This is a genomic window from Streptomyces sp. JLBG701, assembly GCF_058544905.1.
The window spans coordinates 383,601-395,569 of record NZ_CM178588.1 but is presented as its reverse complement, the minus strand read 5'-3'; the positions used below and the strand labels follow the sequence as shown (position 1 = coordinate 395,569).

Here is an 11,969-nt window from a genome sequence, read left to right as displayed (position 1 = left end):
ACAGGTGAGTAGGCGGCAGGTCGGTCACTTGAGTCCGGACGTGGCGGAGCTCGTGATGAAGCCGCGCTGCAGGATCAGGAAGAGCGCCAGTACGGGCACGATGTACATCACGGAGCCCGCCGCGATGAGGGTGTAGAGCCCGGTGCCGTGTTCGTTGACGTAGCCGGTGGCGATCTTGACGGAGAGCGTGGTGCGGTCGTCGTCCAGGAGCAGGGCGGGCGCGATGTAGTCGCCCCAGCTCCAGCTGAAGCTGAGGATCAGGCTGGTGGCGATGACGGGCCAGGACTGGGGGAGGAAGATCCGCCAGAAGATGCGGATCTGTCCGCAGCCGTCGATGATCGCGGCCTCTTCCAGTTCCTTGGGCATGTTGGTGAAGAACTGCCGGAAGAGGAAGATCAGATACGGTGCGCCGGCCAGTCCCCACAGCACCCACGGGATATAGGTGTTGACCAGGTCGGCCTTGGCGAACAGCAGGTAGGTCGGGATGAGGGTGATGATCTGTGGGGTCATCATCGTCGACAGCATGAGGCCGAACACGAGCTTCTTGCCGGGGCCGTTCAGCCGGGCGAAGCCGTATCCGGCCCAGGCCGAGGCCAGGGTGATCAACACCGAGTAGAGGCCGGCGATCGTCAGCGAGTTGCGGGCGTAGCCGAGGTAATCGAAGAGGGTCAGGGCCTGCTGGAAGTTGTCCAGGGTCGGTTGGTGCGGCCACCAGTGGATGGGGACGGCACGCAGTTCGGACTGGGCCTTGAACGCGGTGATCACGAGCCAGCCGAAGGGGCTCAGGAAGAGCACCAGGGCCGCGATCAGGAGCATGTAGACGACTTTGCGTCGGGCCAGCACCATCACTTGTCTCCGATCGTCCGCGTGCCGGCCTTCGCCTGTTCGGGATCCACGGAGTAGAAGACCGCACCCTTGCCGATGCGGAAGACGAGGAGGGTGACGAGCATGATGAACAGGAAAAGCACCCACAGCAGCGCGGAGGCGTAGCCGTAGCGGCCGTTGGCGAAGTACTGGGAGAAGACGTCGATCATGATCAGGTAGTTGCTCTCGGGTACGGCCCCCACGCCCTTGGGGGTGGGGTCGAGCGAGATGAGCAGCGGTACGAAGGTCTGCAGCGTCATGATGAGCTGGGTGACAAGTTGGAAGAACAGCACCGGGGAGAGGAGCGGCAGGATGATCCGGGTGAGGGACTGCCATTGGCTCGCCCCGTCCACCCGTGCCGCGTCGAGCAGCTCCCGGGGGATGTCCTGCAGTCCCGCCAGCGAGATGATCATGACGTTGCCCACGCCCCATACCGTCAGCATGATCAGCACGTAGCGGGCGTACGGATCCGCCAGCCAGGCCAGCCCGTTGACGCCGAAGAGGTCCAGCAGGCCGTTGGCCGATCCGGAGTCACGGTCGAAGATCAGCTTGAAGGTGAGGGCGGCACCGACCGGCGGGACGACGGCGGGCAGGTAGAGCAGGGTGCGGAACAGGCCGCGGGCCCGGATGGGCTGATTCAGCAGCAGCGCGAGGATCAGTCCCGCGATGATCGTCAGCGGCACCGTGATCGCGGCGAAGAGCCCGGTGCGCCCCAGGGACGCCAGGGTGTCCGGATCGGAGAAGACCTCCCGGTAGTTGGCCAGACCCACGAAGCGGGCGTTGGCGGAGAGGCCGTCGGAGTTGGTGAAGCTCAGCCACAGCGCGTAGCCCAGCGGGTAGGCCGTCAGGCCCAGGAAGCCCAGCACCCAGGGGCCGGTGAACAGGTAGAAGGCCCCGGCCCGGCGCGCCCGCAACGAGTGGAGTCGGGGTGCCCGGCGCGCGGCCGGCCGGCCGCCGGCCGGCCGCGCCGGGGAGGGCGCGGCCGGCTCGGCGTCCGGGCCGGTGAGTTGGTCGGTGCTCACCCCACCAGCTCCTTGCCCCGCGCGAGCTGCTCGTTCATACGAGAGTTCAGCGCGTCGGCGATCTTGCCGGTCTTGGTGTCGGACTTGATCGCGTCCGGCAGCACCTTGCTGAGTATCCCGTTCAGAGCGTCCACCTGCGCGTACGGGCTCACCGGCAGAACCGAGAAGTACGGCGTGTCCTGTTCCTGGACCTGGTAGGCCTGCTTCTGGAAGGCGCTGCTCCTGGGGATCATCGAGCGAAGCGAGTTCAGCGAGGGCAGGCCCCAACCCGAGGACGCCCGGTCCTTGGCGGGCTGGCCGGCGAAGTACCACTCGAAGAGCTTCCAGGCGGCGTCCTTGTTCTTGGCCTCCTTGGGCATCCAGAAGCCGGTGCCGCTGAAGCAGGGGCTGACGCGGTGGCTGCCGAACTGAGGCGCGGGCGCGAACCGGGAGACCGCGGCCAGCTTGGCGTCACCGCCGATCACTCCGCCGAACCAGAAGCCGTTGCAGCTCATTGCCATCCGGCCCGCCTGGTAGGTCGGCCCGTCCCAGCCGTCCGGGTTGGGGTTGGTGATGCTCGGGCCGATGTCGGCCTTCGTGTAGTCGACGTACCACTGCAGCGCCTTGAGTGCTTCGGGCGAGGAGAAGTCGACCGAGGCCATGTCGTCGGCGAACAGACTCCCGCCGGCCGATGCGGTCCACGACATGAGCTGGGAGAAGAGTCCCAGGCTTGTGGCGTTGAGGCCGTAGACCTTCACCTTGCCGAGCCTGCGCTTGGTGAGCCGCTTGCCGAGGTCGAGCCACTCGTCCATGGACAACGGCTCGGTGGCGCTGGGGAGGTCCAGTCCGGCCGCCTCGAACAGGTCCGTGCGGTACCAGAACATGGAGTCCTGCGAGTAGTCCTTGGCGAGGCCGTAGCGGGGGCCCGAGCCCTGCTTCTCGCCGTCGAAGCGCCACACGTCGTTGGCCGCGGCGAGGTCGGAGGGCTTGAGTACCTTGCTCTTGGCGAGGTACGGGTCCAGGTCGGACATGAGCCCGCGTGCGGCGAAGTAGGGTGCGTCCGTCGCGCCGATGCCGCGGACCACGTCCGGCGGGTTCTTGCTGGCAAGCATGGCGTTCAGCTTGGTGACGTCATAGGTGACGATCCGGAGCTTCACGTCCAGCAGCTTCTCGATGCTCTTCTGGGTCTTCGCGTCCCACTCGTTCACCAGCGTCATGACGGTGAGGGTTTTCCCGCTGCCCCCGGAGCCGCTGTCGGAGTCGACGGAGGCGGCGCAGCCGGGCAGGGCGGCGGCGGTGAATGCGGCACCGGCGGAGGCGGCGAGGAAGCGGCGCCGGTCGAGAGAGCCTCTGGATGAAACGGGCATGGCGGTGAAGCCTTTCGTGCGGGGTGCGTACGGGGAGGTGTGCAAAGACTGGTGAGGCGAGCAGGGCTGGGCATGGGAAGGGGAAGTACATGAGCAGGGGAGATGAAGCGCTGGTCCGCACTCGGCTGCCAGGGGTCTCCCACAGCGCTTCACCGCACGCCTCGCTCACCACGCGGTGCCGGCCGGCACGCAGGGGTGAGTGTCGAGGGTTGATGGACCGGTTCTTCGGCCGTGGCGTCGCGCCCCGAAACGCTCGCCTGCGGAAACCGGTCGTGAAAAACTTTGGCGAACGCTAAGTCGGGCCCGAGGGCGGTGTCAAGGGGTCGGAACGCCCGGTAGTCGCCGGTCGGTTCGCACGCCGAAGTCCGTCGACAAAACCTTGCCGCAACACTCTTGACGCATCCGGCGTCGTGATGGCAGCTTCGTTGTATCGCTACATTTGTATCGCTACAAGAAACCGGTTGTTAACCGTTCATGACGTCTCGACCGAGGCCGTCCATGGATGAGGTCCGCCGCACCATTCCCGCGTGCGCTCCGCAACCCAGCGTTCCGCAATCCAGCGCCCCGCGCCCCTCGCACACCCCTCATGACCAACCCATCCACGCAGGAGATCGTCCGTGCCCAACGCCACCGCGGTCATCAACCTCGACATCGAGGGCCCGAGGATCAGCCGCCATCTCTACGGCCACTTCGCCGAGCACCTGGGCCGCTGCATCTACGGCGGCTTCTGGGTCGGGGAGGACTCGCCGATACCCAACGAAGGAGGCATCCGGCTCGACGTCGTGCAGGCCCTGCGGGCCCTGAACATCCCCAACCTGCGCTGGCCCGGCGGCTGTTTCGCCGACGAGTACCACTGGAAGGACGGCATCGGCCCACGCGAGCAGCGCCCCCGGATGGTCAACACCCACTGGGGCGACGTAGAGGAGAACAACCACTTCGGCACCCACGAGTTCATGGCCCTGTGTGAACTCCTCGGCACCGAGCCCTACATCAGCGGCAACGTCGGTTCCGGCACCGTGCAGGAGATGAGCGAGTGGGTCGAGTACCTCACCCGCGACGGCGACAGCCCCATGGCCAGGCTGCGCCGGGCCAACGGCCGCGACGAGCCCTGGCGCGTGAGGTTCTGGGGCATCGGCAACGAGACCTGGGGCTGCGGCGGCAACATGCGCGCCCAGTACTCCGCCGACCTGGCCCGCCAGTACGCCACCTACTGCCGTGACCACGGCGACAACAAGCTCTACCGCATCGCCTCGGGCGCCTCCGACGACGACTACAAGTGGACCGAGACGCTGATGCAGCAGATCAGCTGCTTCGGTTGCGAGGCCACGCCGAAGAACTTCTTCCAGGGCCTGTCCGTGCACTACTACACGATGGCCGGCCCCTGGGAGGCGAAGGGCAGCGCCACCGACTTCGACACCGACGACTACTACCGCACGATGCTCCAGGCCCGCAGGATCGACCGCATCCTCACCGGCCACTCCACGGTCATGGACGTCTACGACCCCGGCCGCACGGTCGGGCTGGTCCTGGACGAGTGGGGCACGTGGTGGGACGTCGAGCCCGGCACCAACCCCGGGTTCCTGTTCCAGCAGAACAGCCTGCGCGACGCCCTCGTCGCCTCCACCCACTTCGACATCTTCCACAAGCACGCAGCACGCCTGCACATGGCCAACATCGCCCAGACCGTCAACGTCCTGCAGGCGATGATCCTCACCGACGGCGACGCACTCGTACTGACCCCGACCTACCACGTCTTCGAGATGAACAAGGGCCACCAGGACGCCACCTCGCTCCCCGTGCACCTGACCGGCGACGAGGCCCGACGTACGGTCGGGGACACCGCACTGGACACGCTGTCCGCCTCCGCCAGCGTCAAGGACGGGGTTGTGCTGATCTCGTTGTCCAACCTCGACGCCGAGGAATCCGTCGAGCTGACGCTTGACCTGCGCGGCGGCACCCTCGGCGAACCGGTCGCCCGTTTGCTGACGGCCGACAAGCTCCAGGCGCACAACACCCCCCAGGACCTGGCAGCGGTGACTCCGCGTCCGTTCGACGCCCTGACCGTCACCGACCGGGGCCTGACGCTCACCTTGCCGCCGCACTCCTTCCTCACCGTCCGGGCTCCGCTGGACTGACCTGCCCTTCGCGGCTCTCCGTGTGGGGCAAGGTCGGCCTTGCGGAGTGCCGGGGTTGGCAGCCCGCGGCCGACGGGACATGCGGTCGCCGCTCGCTCGGCCGAGCCGGTCGTTCTCTGAACGGTGTCGGTCGCCAAGCCGAATGGGCAGCTCTCTCAGCCGAGTTGGCCGCATTCCCCGCGGAGTCGGTCGCCCCTCAAACCCAATCCTCTGCTTCCTCAGCCGAATCAGCGGGGGTGGCCCGCTGGCCCCGCCCCCATATTCCAGACTCCCCCCACGCGGCTTCACCACCGGGACACCCAGCCGGGGTCCCTCCCACCAGGACTCACCAGGGCGTGCACAACGCCCCTCCCGAGTGGCCTCCCCGTAGTTCTCACCCGCACCCGCAAGGAGTCACGTATGTCTTCCTCCCTGTCCCGCCGTACCGCTCTCCAGGCAGTCGGCGCCACGGCTCTCGCCGTCGGACTCACCAACCTGACGGCCACGTCCGCCCGGGCCGACGAGACGGCCGACGCCCCCGCGCCCCAGGTGGTCACCTACCCGATTCCGTCCGGCGTGGCGACGCAGGCCAGCTTCAAGGTTCGGGTGCGCACCGCGCCCGATGGCGAGTGGCAGACGCTCGCCTGCTACGCGCCGGGTGCGAAGGAGATCAACCCCACCACCGGCTCCGGCAAGGTCTGGGGCTCGTCGATGGTGTACTTCGACTTCTGCGGCCCGGTCGAGCTGGAGGTCACCTACCTCAAGGGCGGCACGACCAAGGCGAGAGTGCGGCCGGACGCCCTGGACATCACACCCGAACTCCTCGGCGACACCCTGCGATTCACGCTCGACGAGCCGAAGGACGTCGTCGTCCAGATCAACGACGAGATCTTCGACTGTCTGCACGTCATCACCAACCGCGTCGAGAAGCAGGCCCCGTCCGCCGACGACCCGGACGTCCTCTACTACGGCCCCGGCCTGCACACCGTCACGGGCAACGTCCTCACCGTCCCCAGCGGCAAGACCGTCTACCTGGCCGGCGGCGCCGTCCTGAAGGCGGAGATCGACGTCAAGGGCGTCGAGCAGGTGACCGTCAAGGGACGCGGCCTGCTGCTGGCCCCGACCTCCACGGTCGGCGGCGTGCACATCGAACGCAGCAAGAACTGCCGGGTCGAGGACATCATCCTGTTCGGGGCCGGCGTGTTCCTCGGGGAAGCGGAGCACGTCCATGTCAAGAAGGCCCGGGTGTTCACGTGGGGAGCCTGGGGTGACGGCTTCACCATGTACTGCTCCAAGAACATCACCTTCGACGGCTGCTTCGGGCGCACCTCCGACGACGGCTTCTCCATCTACACGCACCGCAACGACTTCTACGGCGACACCCGCAACATCACCATCAAGAACTGCACCCTGTGGGCCGACGTCGCCCACGCGATCCAGGTCGGCACACACGGCAACAGCGACAACCCGGAGATGATCGAGAACCTCGTCATCAAGAACGTCGACATCCTCGACCACCGCGAGCCCCAGATGAACTACCAGGGCTGCATCTCCCTCAACGCCGGCGACTCCAACCTGATCAAGAACGTGCGCGTCGAGGACGTCCGGATCGAGGACTTCCGGTGGGGCCAGGTCCTCAACATGCGGGTCATGTACAACACGAAGTACAACACCTCGGTCGGCCGCGGCATCGAGGACGTCTACATCAAGAACCTCACCTATACCGGCACCCACGCCAACCCGTCACTCTTCCTCGGCTACGACGCCGACCACGCCATCAAGAACGTCACCTTCGAGAACCTCGTGGTCAACGGCGTGGTCATCGCCGACACGATGCGCAAGCCCAGGTGGTACTACACCACCGACACCGTGCAGTGGTACGCCAACGAGCACGTGATCAACATGACGTTCCTGACCACCGCCGAGGCCGAGGCGGCCGCCGCGTCATGATCACTCCCGCCACGAGCCGCCGGGGCTTCCTCGGCGGCGCCGTGGCCCTGCTGGCGGCGTCGGGTGTGAGCGGACTGCTCGTACCCGGCACCGCACGGGCCGCGGCACAGAATGTCACCGGTACCAGAACCTTCGCCCACCCGGGGCTCCTGCACAGCGCCGATGATCTCGCCCGGATGAAGGCCGCGGTTGCGGCGAAGGAGTCGCCGGTCCACGACGGTTACCTCGCCTTCGCGGCCCACGCCCGCTCGAAGTCGACGTACGCGGTCCAGAACACCGGGCAGATCACCTCCTGGGGCCGCGGCCCCACCAACTTCCAGAGCCAGGCCGTCGCCGACTCGGCCGCCGCCTACCAGAACGCCCTGATGTGGGCCGTCACCGGGAACCCCGCCCACGCCGACAAGGCCCGCGACATCCTCAACGCCTGGTCGGCGTCCCTGACGGTGATCACCGGGGCGGACGGGCCGCTCGGCGCCGGACTGCAGGCCTTCAAGTTCGCCAACGCGGCCGAACTGCTCCGCCACACCGGCTACGACGGCTGGGCGGACGCCGATATCGCGCGCTGCGAGGAGTCCTTCCTCGACGTCTGGTATCCGGCCGTGTCCGGTTACATGCTCTACGCCAACGGCAACTGGGACCTGACGGCCCTTCAGACCATCCTGGCCATCGGCGTGTTCTGCGAGGAGCGCACCCTCTTCACGGACGCCCTGGGCTTCGCCGCGGTCGGCGCCGGCAACGGCAGCATCGCCCACCGCATCGTCACCGCGGACGGCCAGGGCCAGGAGTCCGGCCGAGACCAGGGCCACGAACAGCTCGCGGTCGGGCTGATGGGCGACGCGGCGCAGGTCGCTTGGAACCAGGGCGTCGACCTGTGGGGCTTCGACGGCGACCGCCTGCTCGCCAACGCCGAATACGTCGCCCGTTACAACCTCGGGGGTGACGTCCCCTTCACACCGGACCTCGACCGCACCGGCAAGTACATCAAGACGGCCGTGTCGGCGACCTCGCGCGGCAACCTGCCCCCGGTCTACGAGATGTACTACGCCCACTACGCGGGCGTGCGCGGCCTCGACACCCCCTATACGAAAGCCGCGGTCTTTCGCGGCACCGGCGGTGCCCGGGTCGTCGAGGGCAGCAACGACGACCTGCCCGGCTGGGGCACTTTCACCTACGCCGGCACCACGGCTCCCTCACCGGCCGTGCCGACGGCTCCCGCGGGCGTCACGGCAGTGGGCGGCGAGCAAGCCGCCAGCGACCAAGCCGTCACCGTGAGCTGGCTCCCGTCGGCGTGGGCGAACACGTACACCGTCCAACGGGCGACCAGCCCCGGCGGCCCGTACGAGGAGATCGCCACCAGCCTCGACAAGCCGGCGTACACGGACGGCGACACGCACCGGGGCCGGACGTACTACTACACCGTCACCGCCGCCAACTCCCAGGGGACCAGCGCTACTTCGACTCCCGTCGCCGCCACCGCCGGTCTTCCGCAGCCCTGGTCGACACAGGACATCGGGGACGTGAAGATCCCCGGCTCGGCCGTCTTCGACGGTGAGCGGTTCGTGCTGGAGGCATCCGGAACCGCCGACACCTACCGCTTCGTCCATCTGCCGCTGCCCGGCGACGGCACGGTCACCGCGCGGATCGTGTGGCCGCTCAGCTCGCAGTACTCCAAGATCGGCGTCACCCTCCGCGCCTCCCTCGACGAGGACGCGGCGCACGCCGCCATGCTCATCCAGGGACTGCCGCTGCACACGTGGAGCGGGGTGTGGAGCGTCCGTCCGTCGCCCGCCGCGGAGATCTCCGCCACCGGCAGCACGCCCGTACCGCCCGCCCAGCAGCAGGCCATCACCACCAGCGCCGCCTTCCCGATCTCCGACCTCGGAGCCCTGCCCGAGTCGGCGACCCCGCTTCTGGCCCCGTACGTCGAGGGTGCCGGCGACGGATACCGACTGCGGGCGCCCTACTGGGTGCGGGTGACCCGTAAGGGCCGCCTCTGTACCGGCGCCATCTCCCCGGACGGCATCCGCTGGACCGAAGTCGGCACCACCGAGGTCGTGTTGGGGCACACGGCTTATGCCGGTCTCGTCCTCACCTCCTGCCTCGGCGTCGACGAGGAGTACGCCGAGACCGGCACCGGCGCCTTCGACAACGTCAGCGTGGACTCGTCCTCGTCCGGCGAGGTCTGGTCCGTGCGCCGCCCGACGCGGAGGGTCACCGACCTGCGGGCGGTCGCCGGTGCCGATGCCGTGGAGCTGGCCTGGACCGACCCGGATCCGTCCGCTCGCTACCGGGTGCTGCGGGCACCCGACGCGGACGGCCCGTACGCGACCGTCGCGACCGGCGTCGGCCCCGTCGGCTTCGGCACCCGCATCCGGTACGCGGACGCCACCGGCACACCCGGCACGACGTACCATTACGTCGTCGCCAAGGCGAACAGTGGCGGACGCGGCCCGTGGTCGGAGTCCGCATCCGCGCAGATGTCGACCCCGTCCGTGCCCCAACTCGCCTCCTCCACACCGTTGTTCACCAACCAGGGTGCCGAGTTCCGGTATCTGCTCCGCGCCTCGCACGAGCCGGTGCGGTTCACCGTGGGCGGACTGCCGGGCGGTCTCCGCGTCGACAGGCGCACGGGCCTGATCCACGGAATCCCCGACGAGACCGGCGAGTTCACCGTCACCACCACCGCGGGCAACGCGGCGGGCGACGGCACTGGAACCCTCACCCTCACGGTCGGCACACCCCCGCCCGCCCCCTGGACATACGGCGACCTCGGCGACACCGTCCTCGACGACCGGGAGTTCGGGACCCTCGGCGTCGTGGCGATCCGCACGCCGGGCAGCACCTCGTACACCGACGGGACGTTCACCGTGCGAGGTGCCGGGACCGACCTGAGCGTCAACAACCAGGGAATGACGGGCCAGTTCGTACGGCAGCCGGTCAGCGGCGACTGCGAGGTCACCGCCCGCCTGGTCTCCCGCAGCGGCGCCACCGCCGACCGGGTCGGGCTGCTGATGGCCAAGTCCCTGTCGCCGTTCGACCAGGCGGCCGGGACGATCGTCACCGGCGGGACCGCGGCGCAACTCATGCTGCGCACCACCGTCGCCGGAAGGTCCGCCTTCACGGGCAACGGCACGGTCAACGCCCCTTGCCTGCTGCGGCTGAAGCGCGCCGGGACCGCCTTCACCGCGTACGCCTCCACCGATGACGGCGTCACCTGGACCCCCCTCGCCTCGGGAGAGATCCCCGGCTTCGGCGACGCCCCCTACTACGTGGGTCTCGTGGTCTGCTCCCGCAGCCCGTCGGCCCTCGGCACCACGCAGTTCGATCAAGTCAGCATCACCCCCGACCAGAGCCGTTCGGACCGCACTTGATTGGAGATTAACCTCCGATGAGCCGCAACGATCTTCCCCCCACCACCCCCGGCGCACCGTCGTCCCCCCGTACCGGGCCGAGCCGACGGGGCGTGCTGCGCGTCGCCGGCGGGCTCACCCTCGCCGGGGCGCTCGGCGCCGCCACCGCGCCGTCCGTCGGCGCCGCGCCGACCGTCTGGAACCACCCCGGCGGGATCCACCACCCCGGCGACATCAACCGCGCCAAGGTCAGGGTGGCCGCGGGCCTCGACCCGTGGTACTCGGACTGGCAGGTACTGACCGCCAACGCCCACTCCGCGTCCACCTGGACGGCCAACCCGCAGGCCATCGTCTACCGGGGAGGGAGCTACACCCAGAACTACCCGATCCTCTACAACGACATCGCCGCCGCCTATCAGAACACCCTGCGCTGGCTGATCACCGGCGACACGGCCCACGCCGACTGCGCGGCAGCCATCTGCAATGCCTGGTCGAGCACCCTGACGGAGCTCAACGGCAACTCGGACGCCTGCCTGGCGGCCGGCATCTACGGCTGGCAGTTCGCGAACGTGGGTGAACTGCTGCGCGACTACGACGGCTTCGACCTCGCCGCCTTCCAGCAGATGATGCGATCCGTGTTCTACCCGTGGAACCACGGCTTCCTGCGGGACCACAACTTCACCTGCATCACCCACTACTGGGCCAACTGGGACCTGTGCAACGTGGCCTCCGTCATGGCCATCGGCATCCTGTGCGAGGACGGCGACAAGTTCGACGAGGCCGTCACGTACTTCCAGAGCGGCGCGGGCAACGGCGCCATCGGCAACGCCGTCCCGTACCTCTACACGGACGACGACGGCTACGCGCTCGGGCAGTGGCAGGAGTCCGGCCGCGATCAGGGCCACTGCGTCATGGGGATGGGCCAGATGGGCGCGATCTGCGAGATGGCCTACAACCAGGGCGTCGACCTGTACGGCTACGACGACAACCGGTTCTTCAAGGCGGCCCAGTACGTCGCCAAGTACAACATCGGCCTGGACGTGCCGTACACCACCTACAGCTGGGGCAGCGGCACCAACTGCGCGTACAACGAGCAGACCGCGATCTCCTCCGCGGGCCGCGGGAACATCCGGCCGGTGTGGGCGATGCTCCACTACCACTACCACCGGATCAAGGGCCTGGACGACAAGTACATCGCGGCGATGTCCAACGATCTCGTCGGCATCGAGGGCGGTGGTGGCAACTACGGCTCCACCAGTGGCGGCTACGACCAGCTCGGCTTCGGCCAGCTGATGTACGCGAAGTAGCCGTCGCCATGTAAGA

At 68.2% G+C, this 11,969-nt stretch carries 7 protein-coding genes; 4 read left to right on the top strand and 3 right to left on the bottom strand.

Going from position 1 to position 11,969, the window contains the following annotated elements; translation table 11 throughout:
* Positions 1 to 24: 24 nt before the first annotated feature.
* Genes AC5DRG_RS01930 through AC5DRG_RS01920 form a run of 3 tightly spaced genes read right to left on the bottom strand, consistent with a single transcriptional unit; the run spans position 25 to position 3,232 of the window.
* Positions 25 to 846 (bottom strand): carbohydrate ABC transporter permease, encoded by an 822-nt coding sequence (locus AC5DRG_RS01930; protein ID WP_491807574.1) that lies wholly within the window; start codon positions 844 to 846, stop codon positions 25 to 27.
* Positions 846 to 1,886 (bottom strand): carbohydrate ABC transporter permease, encoded by a 1,041-nt coding sequence (locus AC5DRG_RS01925; protein ID WP_491807573.1) that lies wholly within the window; start codon positions 1,884 to 1,886, stop codon positions 846 to 848. Before AC5DRG_RS01925 ends, AC5DRG_RS01930 begins: the two co-directional genes overlap by 1 nt.
* Positions 1,883 to 3,232, bottom strand: coding sequence for an extracellular solute-binding protein (locus tag AC5DRG_RS01920; RefSeq protein WP_491807571.1), 1,350 nt, complete (start codon positions 3,230 to 3,232; stop codon positions 1,883 to 1,885). The genes AC5DRG_RS01925 and AC5DRG_RS01920 overlap by 4 nt, the downstream gene beginning before the upstream one ends.
* A gap of 617 nt (positions 3,233 to 3,849) precedes the next feature.
* Here AC5DRG_RS01920 and AC5DRG_RS01915 point away from each other — a divergent pair.
* The 4 genes from AC5DRG_RS01915 to AC5DRG_RS01900 all read left to right on the top strand — a co-directional run bounded on the left by AC5DRG_RS01915 (position 3,850) and on the right by AC5DRG_RS01900 (position 11,953).
* On the top strand, positions 3,850 to 5,367 hold the full coding sequence (locus tag AC5DRG_RS01915) for an alpha-N-arabinofuranosidase (RefSeq protein ID WP_491807570.1): 1,518 nt from the start codon (positions 3,850 to 3,852) through the stop codon (positions 5,365 to 5,367).
* A 399-nt stretch (positions 5,368 to 5,766) separates the two neighbouring features.
* Positions 5,767 to 7,296, top strand: a complete 1,530-nt coding sequence (locus AC5DRG_RS01910) for a glycosyl hydrolase family 28 protein (protein WP_491807568.1) — start codon at positions 5,767 to 5,769, stop codon at positions 7,294 to 7,296.
* Entirely contained in the window at positions 7,293 to 10,667 is a 3,375-nt protein-coding gene (locus tag AC5DRG_RS01905; RefSeq protein ID WP_491807566.1) for an alginate lyase family protein, read from the top strand. Before AC5DRG_RS01910 ends, AC5DRG_RS01905 begins: the two co-directional genes overlap by 4 nt.
* A gap of 17 nt (positions 10,668 to 10,684) precedes the next feature.
* Positions 10,685 to 11,953, top strand: a complete 1,269-nt coding sequence (locus AC5DRG_RS01900; protein WP_491807565.1) for an alginate lyase family protein — start codon at positions 10,685 to 10,687, stop codon at positions 11,951 to 11,953.
* The last annotated feature ends 16 nt before the right edge of the window (positions 11,954 to 11,969 follow it).